Here is a 15157-nt window from a genome sequence, read left to right as displayed (position 1 = left end):
GGCTTAGTGTTGCGTATCTGACTCAGGAGCAGCTGGGAGCCTTCGTCATGTTGAAGGTTATCGACTCTAGGCTCCCAAGAGTTAAATTCTTAACTCAGTGTTGCAGGATCTGGCTCAGGAGCAGCTGGGTGTGTTCGTCCTGTTGGAGGTTATCGAGTCTAGGCTCCCAAGAGTTAAATTCTTAACTCAGTGCTGCAGGATCTGGCTCAGGAGCAGCTGGGTGTGTTCGTCCTGTTGGAGGTTATCGACTCTAGGCTCCCAAGAGTTAAATTCTTAACTCAGTGCTGCAGGATCTGGCTCAGGAACAACTGAGTGCGCTCATGCTGCGGGTTATCGAAGAACTCATGAGGATTGTTCTCCTCGATAATCTGCCCGGCATCCATGAAGATGACGCGGTTGGCCACGGTTTTGGCAAAGCCCATTTCGTGGGTTACGCACAGCATGGTCATGCCTTCCTGGGCCAGCTCGATCATGACATCGAGTACTTCCTTGATCATCTCCGGGTCCAGTGCCGAGGTGGGTTCATCGAACAGCATCACATCGGGGTTCATGCACAGGCTGCGGGCAATGGCCACGCGCTGCTGCTGGCCACCTGAAAGCTGCCCGGGGAATTTCTTCGCCTGCTCGGGGATGCGTACGCGCTCCAGGTATTTCATGGCGTTGGCTTCGGCCTCCTTGCGCGATTCCTTGTTGACCCAGATGGGGGCCAGGGCGCAGTTTTCCAGTACCGTCAGGTGCGGGAACAGATTGAAGTGCTGAAATACCATGCCGACATTGCGGCGGATATTCTCGATCTTTTTCAGATCCTCGGTCAGCTGTATGCCGTTGACAATGATGTCACCCTGCTGATGCTCCTCGAGCCGGTTAATGCAGCGGATCATGGTGGACTTGCCGGAGCCGGACGGACCGCAAATAACGATACGCTCGCCCTTTTGCACCTCCAGGTTGATATTTTTCAGGACATGGAAATCGCCGTACCATTTATTCAGGTTACGCAGTTCGACGGCCAGGCCGGCTTGCTTGATTTGTGGTTCAGTCATGGTATTTCGTCTCCAAGCGCATTAGTTGCGGCCGCCGTGACCGGTATGCAGCAGATTTTCGAGGTGCTGGCTGTAGCGGGACATGCCAAAGCAGAAAATCCAGAACATCAGGGCGATAAAGATATAGCCTTCGGTGGCGTAGCCTATCCAGTCCGGGTCGTTGCTCGCCGCCTGGACAATGGCCAGCAGATCGAACAGACCGATAATCACCACCAGACTGGTGTCCTTGAACAGGGCGATAAAGGTGTTAACGATGCCCGGGATCATCAGCTTCAGCGCCTGGGGCAGAATGATCAGGATCATCTTTTTCCAGTAGCTCAGACCCAGCGCGTCGGCGGCTTCATACTGACCCTTGGGGATGGCCTGGAGCCCGCCGCGTACCACTTCGGCCATATAGGCTGACTGGAACAGGATGATGCCGATCATGGCCCGCAGCAGCTTGTCGAAGTTGATGTCTTCGGGGAAGAACAGCGGCAGCATGACTGATGCCATGAACAGCACTGTGATCAGCGGCACACCGCGCCAGATCTCGATATAGACCACCGACAGCGAGCGCACGATCGGCATCTCGGAGCGCCGGCCCAGCGCCAGCAAGATGCCGAACGGCATAGCGGCGACTATGCCGACAACGGCCAGTACCAGGTTCAGACTGAAGCCGCCCCACAGGTGGGTGTCCACCGAGGGCATGCCAAAGGCGCCGCCGGTCAGCAGGTAAAAGGCAATGATCGGATAGATCACCAGGGTGATGAAGGACACCCAGCCCTTGAAGGGCAGGTTGGGGATCATCAGCCAGGCGATCAGAACCGCCATCATCCCAAAGGCCAGATTCAGCCGCCAGTATTCATCTGATGGATAGAACCCATACAGAAACTGATCCATGCGGGTGGAAATGAATACCCAGCAGGCGCCGCCGCTGGTGCAGGCTTCACGGCTCTCGCCTATCCAGTCGGCATCAATGAACATCCACTGCAGCACTGGCGTCAGCCAGTAGATGGCCAGAAATCCGATGACCAGAGTGGCCACTGAGTTGATCGGGCCGTTGAACAGATTGCGCCGCATCCAGCCAATGACACCGACCATATTGGGCGGTGGTGGCAGGGCGGCTTCGATAGCATATTTCATAAAGGGGTGCTCTCCGGCAATTGGCTAGCGTTCAACCAGCGCCATGCGCTTGTTGTACCAGTTCATGAACAGCGAGGTGAGCAGGCTCAGCGTCAGGTAGACCGCCATGGTCATGGATATAACCTCGATAGCCTGGCCGGTCTGGTTCAGCGTGGTGCCGGCAAAGACGGATACCAGATCGGGGTAGCCGATGGCGGTCGCCAGTGACGAGTTCTTGGTCAGGTTCAGGTACTGGCTGGTCAGCGGTGGAATGATGACGCGCATGGCCTGGGGAATCACGATCAGGCGCAGGGTGCGTGTCTTGGCCAGGCCCAGTGCCGAGGAGGCTTCGAGCTGCCCCTTGGGCACGGCCAGAATACCGCCGCGAACCGTTTCGGCGATAAAGGCCGAGGTGTAGATGGTCAGTGCGAGCCAGAGGGCAACCAGTTCAGGTATCAGTGTCATGCCGCCGACGAAGTTAAAACCCTTGAGTTCCGGCGCGTCAAAGGACAGGGGTGCGCCCATGGCCAGGAAGGTCAGCAGTGGCAAACCAATGATCAAGCCGGTGTTGGCCCAGCCGCTGGGAAAGATTTTCCCGGTAGCGTCCTGGCGCCGGTGGGCCCAGCGCACCAGTATCAAGCTCAGCACTATGGCGACAACAAAGGCCCAGAACACCATGCCCAGACCCTCTTCCGCCACCGGGCGTGGTACGGACAAGCCGCGTACGTTCAGAAAGCTGCCAAGGAACTCGATGCTCTGACGCGGCGAGGGCAGTGCGCGCAGTACCGCGAAGTACCAGAAGAACATCTGCAGTAGCAGCGGTATGTTGCGAAAGGTCTCGATATAGATGGTCGAAAGTTTGGCGATCATCCAGTTGTTGGACAGGCGTGCCACCCCGAGTACGAATCCCAGCAGTGTGGCGGCGATGATGCCCATTACTGACACCAGCACGGTGTTGAGCAAGCCGACGAAAAAGGTGCGGCCGTAGCTGTCGGCGGCGGTGTAATCGATCAGGGAGAGGGGAATGCTGAAGCCGGCTTCTTCGGTCAGAAAGCCAAAGCCGGTAGTGATGCCGCGGGTTTCAAGGTTGTTGAGGGTGTTGCTGACGACGGAAAAGAGGAAGAAGCCAATAATGCCGAGCAGTAAAGCCTGAAAGATCAGCGCGCGCTTGGCGGGGTCATTCCAGAAGCTGGTCCCGCTGGCAGGTGCGCGCTTGTGGCCCGGCTTGTCGGCCTTGGGTGTGTCATCGGACATAGTGTCCTCCGTGGGAGCCCGGCCGGCATTGTGCTGTAACGCAATACCGATGGGCTCAGGGACCGATAGGTGTTAATCGCCGGCTAGGCCGGTGACCTTCAGTGCCGGGCCCGAGGACCCGGCGTGTCTGCGGCTTGATTAACGCATCGGTGGCGCGTACTGGAAGCCTCCCTGGTTCCAGAGTGCGTTGATGCCGCGGTCGATTTTCAGCGGGGAGTCTTTGCCGACGTTGCGGTCAAAGGATTCAGCGTAGTTACCCACCTGCTTGATGATCTGGTAAGACCAGTCATCAGCGATGTCCAGACCCTTGCCCTTGGGACCATCAACACCCAGCAGGCGCTTGATGTTGGGGTTTTCACTGGACTTCATTTCATCGACGTTGGCTGAGTTCACACCCAGTTCTTCGGCGTTGAGCATGGCGTAGAGCGACCACTTGACGACGTTGAACCACTGGTCGTCACCCTGGCGTACCACTGGGCCCAGGGGCTCCTTGGAAATGACTTCCGGCAGTGCCACCACGGCATCCGGATCGCTCATGCGGGTGCGCAGGCCATAGGCCTGGGACAGGTCGGTTGTGAAGGAGTCGCAACGGCCGGTATCAAAGCTGGTGGCCGCCTGTTCATTGGTATCGAATACTACCGGGGTGAAGGTCAGACCGTTGGCTCGGAAGTAGTCGGACAGGTTGAGCTCGGTGGTGGTACCTGACTGAACACAGACGGTGGCGCCATCCAGTTCCTTGACGCTGGTCAGACCCAGTTCTTTCTTGACCAGGAAACCCTGGCCATCGTAGTAGGTCACGCCGGTGAAGTTTAGGCCCAGCTGAGTATCGCGGGTCTGGGTCCAGGTGGTTACACGGGAGAGTACGTCGATTTCGCCGGACTGCAGCGCAGTGAAGCGCTCCTTGGCGGTAAGAGGAATATATTTAACCTTGCTGGCATCACCCAGAGTCGCGGCTGCGATACTGCGGCATACATCAACATCCAGGCCTTTCCAGTTACCCTGCTCATCCGGTACGGAAAAGCCGGGCACTCCGCTGGTAACACCACACTGCAATACGCCGCGCGCCTTGACGGCTTCGAGCGTACCTTCCGCCGCAGCCAGTCCCGAGATAGCGGTAGACATGACTATGGCTGTTGCGAGAGTTTTCTTCATCATGGAATGATCCTCCTGAGATCAGGCATGTAATTCTTATTGTCTTCTGTGGATTGCTGGACGCCATCTTCAATGATAGCGCTATACTTCCAAGGTTAAGCAACAGGCGTGCCACAATATGCCTGTATAACCCCTCGAATTTGTGCCGCGACCCTCCAAGCGTCGCTGGATTTATATACTGAATCGTTCTAACGATAGACCATGCGTTTTGGCCTGTACATCGACTTACAGTAAAGAATTAAGGTCAGGGGTACAATTATTTGTTGATCGGTTAGTCAATAAAAAAGCGGGTGATACTGACGTGCCAGGGGCGCGTAAATTGGTTACCTAAACCGTGGTATTTCTGCCAGCAGCCTGCCGGGCCTAACACTGTTCTACTTATTCGTCGCGGGGCGTGCCTACTATCGTTAGATTTGGCAACGGGGGCAGTCCGTGGCCCCGGTGTGGCTTTGGTCGGTTGGCAATGAGCGCAGCGAATTCCGACAACCAGCGCGCAGCGGTGGGCTTGTGGAGAGCACAGCAAGGGGCAAGGGTTATACAATGCCCCGGAATTCGCAGACACGTCCTCGAAATTCGCCTGAGGCTCATTTCCCGGAATTCGCTGCGCTCATTCAGGCTACGGACTGCGAAGCTTTTGAGGGCAATGGCAAGGTTCTCCGGGGCAGCAGCCATTCGTCGCGAATTTTGCGTGCATACGCCGGATGGATTGGCTGAAAGCCTTATGAGGTGGGATGCGCGTGGTGATGCCGGATAGGGTTTTGAGGCGGCAACAGGCTGCGCAGGAAAGCGGGATTCAGCAGAAGGTAGCAGGCGGCAGGCCCTGCAATTTTTGAAACTTGCAGGGCCTGTGGGTAGAAGCTACTTAATGCGCATGCCGGGCTGGGCGCCTTGGTGGGGCTCCAGAATCCACAGATCCTGCCCGCCGGGTCCTGCGGCCAGTACCATGCCCTCGGAGACGCCGAACTTCATCTTGCGCGGTGCCAGGTTGGCCACCATGACGGTCAGCTTGCCTTCGAGCTGTTCGGGCGTATAGGCGGATTTGATCCCGGCGAAGACATTGCGGGTTTCACCGCCCAGATCCAGGGTCAGGCGCAGCAGCTTGTCGGCGCCCTCCACATGCTCGGCCTTGGCGATCTTGACGATGCGCAGGTCAACCTTGGCAAAGTCCGGAAACTCGATGGTATCCGCGACAGGTTCAGCCGCCAGGGGGCTTTTCACGGCCGGTGCTGTCGGAGCCGCGGGTGCCGGCATGGACTGTTTCGAGTCTTCCACCATCTTGTCGATGGCCTCAGGCTCAACGCGCTGCATCAGCGGCTTGAACTTGTTGATGCGGTGGTTCAGCAGCGGCGTCTGGATGTCATCCCAGGCGAAACCGTCAATGTTGAGGAAGTGCGCAGCTTCGTCGGCCACCTGAGGCAGAATCGGTGCCAGGTAGCTGAGAATAACGCGGAACAGGTTAATGCCTAAGGTGCAGCTGTCCTGTACGTCCTGCGCCCGCTCTGGCTGCTTGGCCAGCACCCAGGGTTCGGCAGCATCAATGTACTGGTTGGCCCTGTCGGCGATATGCATGATTTCACGCATGGCGCGGGCATATTCACGCTGCTCGTAGGCCTGGGCGATGGTCTCGCCCATCTTGACGGCATCCTTGTAGAGTTCGGGCTGAACCAGGCTGGCGCCAAGCTGGCCGTCAAATTTCTTGGCGATAAAACCCGCGCAGCGGGAGGCGATATTCACCACCTTGTTGACCAGGTCGGCGTTCACGCGCATGCGGAAATCATCCAGGCTCAGGTCGATATCGTCGATGCCCGAACCCAGCTTGGCGGCAAAGTAGTAGCGCAGGTATTCGGGGCGCAGGTGCTTGAGGTAGCTCTCGGCCATAATAAAGGTGCCGCGGGATTTGGACATTTTCTGACCGTTGACGGTCAGGAAACCATGACAAAATACCTTTGTCGGCGTGCGGAAGCCCGCACCCTTGAGCATCGCCGGCCAGAACAGGGTGTGGAAGTAAGCGATATCCTTGCCGATAAAGTGGTACAGCTCGGCCTCGGAGGATTCACCCCAGTAGTCGTCAAACTCGACGTCGTTGCTGTCGCACCAGTTCTTGAAGCTGGCCATGTAGCCGATGGGGGCATCCAGCCAGACATAGAAATACTTGCCCGGCGCATCCGGAATTTCAAAGCCCCAGTAGGGGGCATCGCGGGAGATATCCCACTGCTGCAGGCCCGACTCGAACCATTCGTTGAGCTTGTGGATCATGTGCTCCTGTACATGATCGTCCGTATTAACCCAGGTACGCAGGAACTGTTCGAAATCGCCGAGCTTGAAGAAGAAATGCTCGGAATCCTTCTCGATCGGCTTGGCACCGGAGACGGCGGAGTAGGCATTCTTTAGCTCGACCGGGCTGTAGGTCGCGCCACAGGCTTCGCAGGAGTCGCCATACTGATCGGCAGCGCCGCATTTGGGGCACTCACCTTTGACGAAGCGATCCGGCAGGAACATCTGTTTTTCGGGGTCGTAGGCCTGGGTAATGGTGCGGCGGGCAATATGGCCACCGTCATTCAGGCGCTTGTAGATCAGCGCAGCGAAGTCGCGGTTCTCGTCCGAATGGGTGGAGTAGTAGTTGTCAAAATCCACCATGAAGCCCGCGAAGTCGCGCTGATGCTCGGTGCTGACCTTGGCGATCAGTTCCTGCGGGCTGATGCCCAGCTGGTCGGCCTTGAGCATGATAGGGGTGCCGTGGGCATCGTCGGCACAGACGTAGGTGCACTGATGGCCGCGCTGCTTTTGAAAACGCACCCAGATATCGGTCTGGATGTATTCCACCAGGTGGCCCAGGTGAATGGGGCCGTTGGCGTAGGGCAGGGCACTGGTAACGAGGATCTTGCGCGGATTCTGGGTCATAAGTCGGCTAATGGAACCTGGTAGACTGAAACGAAGTTGTCGGATTCTACGCTTTTTGGCGCTGCATATGAACCGACCGCCGGTCGACAAAGCACGTTTTTGCGACTAAAAAGAGTGGATCACCGTGCATCCAGAGGGACGTTGAATGAGCGCGGCAGCGGGCAGCAGTCAAATCTGCAGGATTCTGTTCTGCGACTCCAAGCTCAGTCATCGCGGCGCGGCCCACGAAGTGGGCAGTCATCCAGGCTGGGATGTCATGTGCCTGGATGACGAGGGTGAAGTTCAGTCGCGGCTGAAATACTACGACTCCCAGGTTCTGATCGTGGTGGCCTATCAGCAGCCCTACAAGGCGCTGGAGTTGCTGAAAAAGATTGCGGAGGAGCGTCCTGGCATCGTACGTATCCTGATCAGCGGCCACCTGACACCGGCGAGTTCCGCCAGAGCCCTGGAAGTGGCTCACCAGACCCTGCCCGACAGCAGTAATGGCGCCCAGATTATCGCGGCAGTCGAGTATGCACTCAGAATAGAAGGCCTGGTTAACAAGTCGGCCATTCGTGACTACATCAGCGGTCTGGGGCGGCTGCCCACTCTGCCCACCGTCTACCGTGCGCTGAATGAGGCGCTGAACTCCGATGTGTCCGACGCCAAGAGCATTGCCAAAATTATTGAGCAGGATCCGGCGATTGCCGCCAAGCTCATGCAGCTGGTTAACTCGGCGCTCTTTGGTCTGAGGCGCCAGATCAGTCGCATTGATGAGGCGGTGACCATTATTGGTGTGCGCATGATCCGCGACCTGATGCTGGCGACACACCTGTTCAGCCGTTATCGTCAGCGTGATACCTGGACCGCCTTTTCATTCTCCAAACTGCATCAGCGCTCCATGCTGGTGGCGCGCCTGGCACAGCAGATTGGTGCTGATGCCGGGCTGGATCGCAACCAGCAGGGGCAGGCGTTTTTGGCCGGCCTGCTGCATGATTTCGGCATTTCGGTACTGGCCAACAAGAATCCTGAGGCCTATCAGGCCCTGATGGATGAGTCCGTGCGCATGGGGCAGCCCATGTATGCCATGGAAAAAATGCGCCTGGGCCTGACCCACGCCGAGGCTGCCGCTTATTTACTGGGGTTGTGGAACCTGCCCTTCAGCGTGGTCGAGGCTGTGCTGCTGCATCATTTTCCGAGCGCATCCCCCAGCATCCGCTTTGAACCCCTGAGCGCGCTGCATCTGGCCGATGCGCTCCTGCCGGCGCTGGCCAATGCGCCTGGCGCCGATCTGTCATGCAAGCTGTCGGAATCCTATCTGGAGCGTCTGGGGGTGATGAAAAACCTGCCGCGCTGGAGGATGATGGCCAACGAATACCGCCTCAAGCTTGAGCCTGGTCAGGTGCCGCACTAAACCGGCTGTAGCGCCGGTGTAGCCGAAGGGCGTCGGTGCTTTGATGGCGACGGCGGGGCTGTTAGAATGCCGCGCTTTCCCGACAGATCCCGGATAGCACTTTCATGGCCATACCCAACGTTGACCCGACCCTCTACGAGGCGCTGCTGCGCGAAAAGTGCGCGTCTGTGCGTGACGACTTCGTCGACTTTGCGCTGCCCGAGGTTGAAGTCTTTGCGTCGCCGCCGGAGCACTATCGCATGCGGGCGGAGTTCCGGGTCTGGCATGATGGCGATGATCTGTACTACGTGATGTTCGAGCCCGGCGACAAGAAGATTCCGGTGCGTCTGGACACCTGCCCCATGGTGTCGCGCCGCATTCATGATGTCATGTTCGCCATGCTGGACGTGATCAAGGCCGACCCTGCGTTGCGCTTTCGCCTGTTCCAGATCGATTTTCTCAGCACCCTGTCGGGTGAGCTGCTGGTGACGCTGCTGTATCACCGCCCCATTGAAAATGAGTGGGAAACGGCGGCCAGAGCGCTGGCCGAGCAGTTTGATATTGAAATTATTGGCCGTTCGCGCAAGAGCAAGAAAGAACTGGGGCGTGATCATGTGATTGAACGGCTGGATATTAATGGCCGCGAGTATCGCTACAAGCAGGTGGAAAACTGCTTTACCCAGCCTAACGCCGAAGTCTGTCGCTCCATGATTGGCTGGGCGCTGGATGTGACCAAAGGCGCCGGTGGCGATCTGGTCGAGCTGTACTGCGGCAATGGCAATTTCACGTTGCCGCTGGCACAGAATTTTGGCCGCGTGGTGGCCACAGAAATTGCCAAGGTGTCGGTGCGCGCCGCTGAATTCAATATCGCCGAGAACGGTATCGACAATATTGATGTAGTGCGCATGGCATCGGAGGATTTTTCCCAGGTGCTCAAGGGTGAGCGCACAGCGCGGCGTACCGCGCATCTGGATCTGGCCAGCTGCAACTTCACCACAGTACTGGTGGATCCGCCGCGCTCAGGGCTGGATGCCGATACAGTGGTGCAGGTCAGCGAGTATCAGCATATCGTTTATATTTCGTGCAATCCCGAGTCGCTGAAAGCCAATCTGGCGGACTTGACCCAGACCCACCAGATCGAGCGCTTCGCGATTTTTGATCAGTTCCCCTATACCCATCACCTGGAATGTGGCGTCTATCTCACCCGCAGATAACCAGCCCTGACTCGCTTACCGGTACGGCGGTACCGCCGTACCGGTAAGCGAGTCATTGCCAGCCGAACCCTGCTTCATTTCACCGAGACATCAGAGCGGCTCTTGTTCCCCCTTATGAGTGCCGGCGAGCACTGGCGTCAGTGTGCGATCAGGCCCGCAGGGGCGAGACAGGGACTGTCGATCCGCAGATTCGATAAAAAGACGTGCCAACTCCTTACCTTGAAGGCCGGCGCCCGAAAGATCGTCCGAGAGCGCAGCGAAAAGGTTTCATCGGGGCGTATTCTTCAAGGTAAAAGGCCTTGCATACTTTCTTTGCACGAGCAAAGAAAGTATGTCGCCCACAGGCGAAATACAGACTGTCAAACACCCTCGAAGTACCCGCCAGCACTGCAGATCCAGGTTCCAAGACATACTGGTTTTCAGCAAAGTGTTACCCATGCGATTGAACTGTGTTGTGACGTTCTATTTAACGCAAAGCAGCACGCAAACCGGCCCCTCTCATTGTTAAAGAGTCAGGTGGTTCGCAGTAGTTTGCGAGTCTCCTAGGGGCTGCATCAGAGCAGTCCCTGTATCAGCACCAGCACAGCCCCGAGCAGCGAAATCGACAGCAGCAGCGGCTTGGCGCTCTGCTTGTCGACGTAGCGGTCGATGCGTCGAGCGACAAAGACGCCGGCCACCAGGCCTGGAGCCATCTTCAGCGTTAGCAGCAGTGACTCCATCGGCAGGCTGCCGGTGATCGCCAGCATGATAAGTGTGATGGGCAGACCTGCCAGAAAAAAGGCTGCCAGCTCGCTGCGGGCCGTGAGTACATTGGATTCCTGATACACCAGTGCCATGGGTGGGCCGCCCACGGAGGTCGCGGTGCCGATAAGGCCGGAGAAAAAGCCGGCGATGGAGAGCGAACGTGTCGACATGGTGATGTTGAAGGTATTGCGCCAGCTAAGTGCGACGGACAGCAGCAGTGTGCTGCCCAGAATCAGGCTCAGGATGGCAGGGGATACCGAGGCCAGTAGCAGTGCTCCCAGCCAGGAGCCCGGCACCCGGGCGATCAGCGCCGGCATCAGGCGGCGCCAGGACAGATGATGCCGCCCCTTGGCGACCATGTATCCGGACAGCAGAGCACCCAGAATAATCAGTGATACCGGGATATAGAGCGGGTCTATCAGAAACAGCAGCGGCGCTGCGACCAGGCCAAAGCCAATGCCGACAACGCCCTGCAGAGCAATGCCGACGGTTACGATAAGCAGGGCCAGCAGGTCCCAAAGGCTATAGATCATTGCAGGTCCTGTGTACCGAAAGTCATGAACGCGACGCTGCGGGTCAGCGGGACCCGCAGCAAGGGGCGACATTATAGTCCAGCGCACGCCTCTGCGCGCCTGCCAGTTCTCGGTTCTGCATGGTCCAGGTCGCGAGTTTGCTTAGCGCCCGCCTGCGCCCTGGCGCGAGGCTTCGGTATTTTCGACCAGCACCTTTTCGCCGAGCTGGTTAAAGGTCTGCCACAGGGCTTCGCTGATCTCGATGCCGCTCTCCAGAGTGGCCAGACCGGTGGCGGCGAAGGTGGCGGGCTCCACGCTGCGACAGCTCACCCGGTCATTCGGGCTGGACATCAGCTGCGCCGCTATATTGACCCGGTCGCTGCAGATCAGCGTCATGGTCTGTTTTTCCAGCGGGCTGCAGTCGGCCTTCAGCACCGCTTCGCTGTAGCGCGGATACTGCTCGCCGGCGCTGATGCTGGCAACGTGTTCGGTGGCCGGCTGAGTGCCGTTCTGCCAGTAGGCCATCATGCTGATGCCGCGCCGGCCACAGTCGGCCAGCAGCTTGAGAATGAACTTGCGGTTGTGACAGTGTTGCACCTTGAGTGTGGCGATGCCGGCCTTGAGCGCTTTGGCGTGGGCCAGATCCAGCACCAGTGCCAGGCTGTTCAGTGCGCTGCGGCCGTGACAGTCGACGATGGCGGAGCTGGCGTCTTCGAACAGCAGTTCCACCGGTGCCTTGTCCTCATCGTTGACGTAGGCCAGGGCGCGTTCGAGTTCACCGAAACCCTGTTCACCGTGCATTTCAAGCCAGCTGACCATCTGGGCGGCATCTTCATAGGTGCCGACGAAATAGTTCATGCCCTCGAAGGAACGCTTGAGGGTCGCATTCAGTTCGTTCAGTGAAATACGCATCAGCGGGCGTCCTCGGTGTCGATGGCCGGAGTCAGGGGCAGGAACCAGTCGTCGTCAAATGGCTGGCCTATATCATCCAGCAGCGGTGCGCCCTGGAACATGGTGTTGCGCACCCACAGGCGGGAGCGGGGATCGAACTTGCTGACCCCGAAGAACGCCAGCTTGCAGCGCAGCAGGTGCATGGGCAGCACATCCTGATCCAGCAGGTTGGCCTGAATATCGCCATAGAGGCTGTGGCGCAGACTCTGGATACGGCGCACTATGCCGCGGTATTCCGGCTTCAGAAACAGGAAATAGGCGCAGCTGTGTTCGGGGTGCTGCGCGGCATAATCGCACAGGCCCTGGTAGCACTGCACAACGCGCAGACCAATGCCCAGGGGCATCTGTTTGGCGCGGCCGCAATCGAGTTCGCTGCCGCCCAGGCGCGGCTCCTGTTTTTCCTGCGAACGGTACCAGAAGGTTTCGGTGGCGCTTGGGGCGCTGAAGTCGATATCCAGCGCCCAGCGATAGCGCTCTTCAATCAGCGCTTTCAGTTCCGATACCGACATGCCGGGCGCCAGATCCTGATGCTCACCGACGCAGGTGTAGTCTTCCAGTTCGTCCACCAGATCCGGGTAGACCTCAAGCAGGATGGAGTTGACCATCTCCTGGCCCTGCAGGCTGCAGTGCTGCTCGGCCCAGGCGATCAGGCTGTTCCAGTCACGCAGCGGCTGTTTAGCCAGGTGGCTTTGTAGCGCTGCCAGATCCTCAATCACCTGCTGGTTCTTGCCGGTCTGCCAGGCATCTTCAGTGACGATTTCCAGGGTGTGCTGGTGTGCTCGGGCGGCCAGGGTCTTGAAGCGCGCCAGGCGCTCGGTGCCGGGCACGCCAAAGGCGCGGATGCGGGCCAGGGCCAGTTCGCGCATCTCGATCCAGCGGCTGATCAGTAGCGGATGATTGATGAGGTAGGGTGCCATGCCAAGGCCCGTAGAGTTGCCGATGCCGAAATAGCGCTTGATCTGTGGCTGCATGGCCACGGCCTGCTCGGGCGCACGGGCTCTGGCAATGTGCTCGACCTGGGTCAGGCTGAAGTTGCGCAACATGAAACAGGTAAACATTTCCGCCGCAAAGGGACGGGCGAAGTCACTGTGGCGCGCTGCAACCTTTTGCCAGTCGGCCATGCCCAGCTTGCCGCTGCCATAGACAGCCGTGGTGCGATACAGATAACCGACCTGGGTAATGCGCTTTAGGTCCGGCTGTTCACCTTTGGCGAGCTGATCGACCACATAGTCGAAGTTGCGGGCGCTGCGGTTGGCTCTGGACAGAACAAAGACGCGGGCATCGACGCGACCGGCCTCCTGTTTGGGTACGTTCTGGCGCAGCTGCTCAACGTAGGCCTCATCGACGTCGCCCTCGCACAGCGCCATGGTCAGATCCCACTGGGTGGCGATTACGCGGTCGTTGCGATCTTCAGGCGCCAGGTAGCTGGAAAACAGCACAAAGCTGTAGAGACAGGTGGGAGTCTGAATACGATAGACCACGGTGCCGTAACCGTCGTTGTCCAGCTCCAGCCGCACGGCCTCGATCTTCCAGCGCTCGCGCATGATGCGTCGCACCAGGGTACGCATAAAGCTCAACCGGCTCTGATGCAGGCTGCCCAGACGCTCCAGATCCATGACCTGGCTGGCGGGTCTGAGGGCGAGTGCGCCGGGGCCCTTGAGTTCGGCCTGGATGACAGCAGGATTGATCATTGTTGTTATCCTCGTACAGCTGAAAATGGTGCCCCGGCAATCCCGCTAATATGCGGTTATAGGCCTGTGCGCAGAAACAGATGCCCGCCAGGCTGGGTGGCGGCAATATCCGTTTGATGGTGAGTGAATACTCATCCGTTTCAGCTATCCGTACAAATCAGTTCGTTCAATCATTTGATAAGATTTTCAAATAACGTCCGCTAAAATGACGAATAACACTTATTCGTTCCTTTCGCTTTTTCTTGCCCCTCGTACCTTTCTCCTTGCAGCTGCCTTTATTACTGCGCCAGCCGCCCCTCGCTATCAAGGATAAAATCCACCAGGGCCTGGGCCGGCGGTGTCAGGGACCGGTCGGCCTGGCTGAGGATGCCGATCTGGCGTATCACCTCTGGATCGGCCAGCGGAATGAATTTCAGATTCGGGTTGTCCTGGGGAAAGGCGAACCAGGGCAGGGTGGTGATCCCCATGCCGGCATCCAGCATGGCAATCAGCGAGATCATGTTGGAGATGTAGAACTGGGCGCTGTCGATCAGCTCCTCGGCGGCGCTGTTGGCCAGCAGCCGAGTGGTGCCGTTGCTGATCTGGCGGTGGCCACGCAGCTGCTTCCAGTTCAGGCGGGTTTCATTGGCCAGCGGATGGTCACAGTGACAGACAACGCCGATGCGATCTTCCCACACGGGTATAAAGGTCTTGTCGCTTTGAGTCTCCCACAGGCTGGCAATGCCAAAATCCACCTGCCGGTTCTCCACCATTTCCAGCACCGTATCGGAGTTGGCGTCAAAGATGCTCAGGTGCAGCTCCGGCGTATTGGCCATGAAGCGCTGCAGAATGTCGGGCAGCATGCGGCTGGCGATTGAGGGCACCGCAGCGAGGCGCAGATGTCCGGTCTTGTGCTGTACCAGCAGCGCCATGTCCTGGGCGATACGGTCATGGTGGGCAATCAGTTCCTTGGCCTGGGGCAGGAAGTGTTGCCCGAAGGGCGTGAGCTCCGCCTTGGCGGTCTTGGCGTTGCGTTTCTCGAACAGGCCTTCCCCCAGCTTATTCTCCAGGTCCCGTATCGACAGTGAAATGGCCGGCTGGGTGCGATGGGCCTTTTCGGCGGCGGCGTGAAAGCCTTTCAGCTCGGCCACCCAGACAAAATGGCGTAGCTGCGCAATCTTCAGTTCGGCCAGCATGGTAAGTTTTCCTTATCTAATGATATTTACTATTAATTTTTATTATTAAT

11 protein-coding genes are annotated in these 15157 nt (G+C 58.2%); 2 read left to right on the top strand and 9 right to left on the bottom strand.

What is annotated here, in order from left to right; all coding sequences use genetic code 11:
* Nucleotides 1-278 precede the first annotated feature (278 nt).
* From A8C75_RS15020 to metG, 5 genes are all read right to left on the bottom strand, one after another.
* Nucleotides 279-1040, bottom strand: a complete 762-nt coding sequence (locus A8C75_RS15020) for an amino acid ABC transporter ATP-binding protein (protein WP_067384085.1) — start codon at nt 1038-1040, stop codon at nt 279-281.
* A gap of 21 nt (nt 1041-1061) precedes the next feature.
* Nucleotides 1062-2162 (bottom strand): amino acid ABC transporter permease, encoded by a 1101-nt coding sequence (locus tag A8C75_RS15015; RefSeq protein WP_067384082.1) that lies wholly within the window; start codon nt 2160-2162, stop codon nt 1062-1064.
* Nucleotides 2163-2186: 24 nt separating this feature from the next.
* Nucleotides 2187-3395, bottom strand: coding sequence for an amino acid ABC transporter permease (locus A8C75_RS15010; protein ID WP_067384079.1), 1209 nt, complete (start codon nt 3393-3395; stop codon nt 2187-2189).
* A gap of 138 nt (nt 3396-3533) precedes the next feature.
* Nucleotides 3534-4547: an amino acid ABC transporter substrate-binding protein gene (locus A8C75_RS15005; RefSeq protein ID WP_227820022.1), complete on the bottom strand. Its 1014-nt coding sequence runs from the start codon at nt 4545-4547 to the stop codon at nt 3534-3536.
* A gap of 858 nt (nt 4548-5405) precedes the next feature.
* The gene (metG, locus tag A8C75_RS15000) at nt 5406-7448 is read right to left on the bottom strand and encodes a methionine--tRNA ligase (RefSeq protein ID WP_067384074.1); all 2043 of its coding nucleotides are present in this window, start codon (nt 7446-7448) and stop codon (nt 5406-5408) included.
* A 145-nt stretch (nt 7449-7593) separates the two neighbouring features.
* Between metG and A8C75_RS14995 the strand changes: the two genes are divergently transcribed.
* Both A8C75_RS14995 and trmA read left to right on the top strand, forming a co-directional pair.
* Nucleotides 7594-8841 (top strand): HDOD domain-containing protein, encoded by a 1248-nt coding sequence (locus A8C75_RS14995; RefSeq protein ID WP_067384071.1) that lies wholly within the window; start codon nt 7594-7596, stop codon nt 8839-8841.
* Between the two features lie 104 nt (nt 8842-8945).
* Entirely contained in the window at nt 8946-10034 is a 1089-nt protein-coding gene (trmA, locus tag A8C75_RS14990) for a tRNA (uridine(54)-C5)-methyltransferase TrmA (RefSeq protein WP_067384067.1), read from the top strand.
* 554 nt (nt 10035-10588) lie between these two features.
* On the opposite strand, the gene A8C75_RS14985 is transcribed toward trmA, so the two are convergent.
* The 4 genes from A8C75_RS14985 to A8C75_RS14970 form a co-directional block, all read right to left on the bottom strand.
* The gene (locus tag A8C75_RS14985; protein WP_067384064.1) at nt 10589-11311 is read right to left on the bottom strand and encodes a sulfite exporter TauE/SafE family protein; all 723 of its coding nucleotides are present in this window, start codon (nt 11309-11311) and stop codon (nt 10589-10591) included.
* 141 nt (nt 11312-11452) lie between these two features.
* The gene (locus tag A8C75_RS14980; RefSeq protein ID WP_067295934.1) at nt 11453-12202 is read right to left on the bottom strand and encodes a DUF3726 domain-containing protein; all 750 of its coding nucleotides are present in this window, start codon (nt 12200-12202) and stop codon (nt 11453-11455) included.
* Nucleotides 12202-13932, bottom strand: a complete 1731-nt coding sequence (locus tag A8C75_RS14975; protein ID WP_067384061.1) for a hypothetical protein — start codon at nt 13930-13932, stop codon at nt 12202-12204. Before A8C75_RS14975 ends, A8C75_RS14980 begins: the two co-directional genes overlap by 1 nt.
* Nucleotides 13933-14210: 278 nt before the next feature.
* Nucleotides 14211-15107 (bottom strand): LysR family transcriptional regulator, encoded by an 897-nt coding sequence (locus A8C75_RS14970; RefSeq protein ID WP_067384058.1) that lies wholly within the window; start codon nt 15105-15107, stop codon nt 14211-14213.
* Nucleotides 15108-15157: the final 50 nt, after the last annotated feature.

The sequence above is a fragment of the Marinobacterium aestuarii genome (assembly GCF_001651805.1).
Lineage (GTDB): Bacteria > Pseudomonadota > Gammaproteobacteria > Pseudomonadales > Balneatricaceae > Marinobacterium_A > Marinobacterium_A aestuarii.
Note: the sequence above shows the minus strand (reverse complement) of the source record. Positions and strands in the feature narration are given on the sequence as shown.

Excerpts from the sequence above, each read along its gene's own strand:
- A8C75_RS14970 (WP_067384058.1), bottom strand. The coding sequence starts at position 15,107 with ATGCTGGCCGAACTGAAGATTGCGCAGCTACGCCATTTTGTCTGGGTG.
- A8C75_RS15015 (WP_067384082.1), bottom strand. The coding sequence starts at position 2,162 with ATGAAATATGCTATCGAAGCCGCCCTGCCACCACCGCCCAATATGGTC.
- A8C75_RS14980 (WP_067295934.1), bottom strand. The coding sequence starts at position 12,202 with ATGCGTATTTCACTGAACGAACTGAATGCGACCCTCAAGCGTTCCTTC.
- A8C75_RS14995 (WP_067384071.1), top strand. The coding sequence starts at position 7,594 with ATGAGCGCGGCAGCGGGCAGCAGTCAAATCTGCAGGATTCTGTTCTGC.
- A8C75_RS14975 (WP_067384061.1), bottom strand. The coding sequence starts at position 13,932 with ATGATCAATCCTGCTGTCATCCAGGCCGAACTCAAGGGCCCCGGCGCA.
- trmA (WP_067384067.1), top strand. The coding sequence starts at position 8,946 with ATGGCCATACCCAACGTTGACCCGACCCTCTACGAGGCGCTGCTGCGC.
- A8C75_RS14985 (WP_067384064.1), bottom strand. The coding sequence starts at position 11,311 with ATGATCTATAGCCTTTGGGACCTGCTGGCCCTGCTTATCGTAACCGTC.
- A8C75_RS15010 (WP_067384079.1), bottom strand. The coding sequence starts at position 3,395 with ATGTCCGATGACACACCCAAGGCCGACAAGCCGGGCCACAAGCGCGCA.
- metG (WP_067384074.1), bottom strand. The coding sequence starts at position 7,448 with ATGACCCAGAATCCGCGCAAGATCCTCGTTACCAGTGCCCTGCCCTAC.
- A8C75_RS15020 (WP_067384085.1), bottom strand. The coding sequence starts at position 1,040 with ATGACTGAACCACAAATCAAGCAAGCCGGCCTGGCCGTCGAACTGCGT.
- A8C75_RS15005 (WP_227820022.1), bottom strand. The coding sequence starts at position 4,547 with ATGAAGAAAACTCTCGCAACAGCCATAGTCATGTCTACCGCTATCTCG.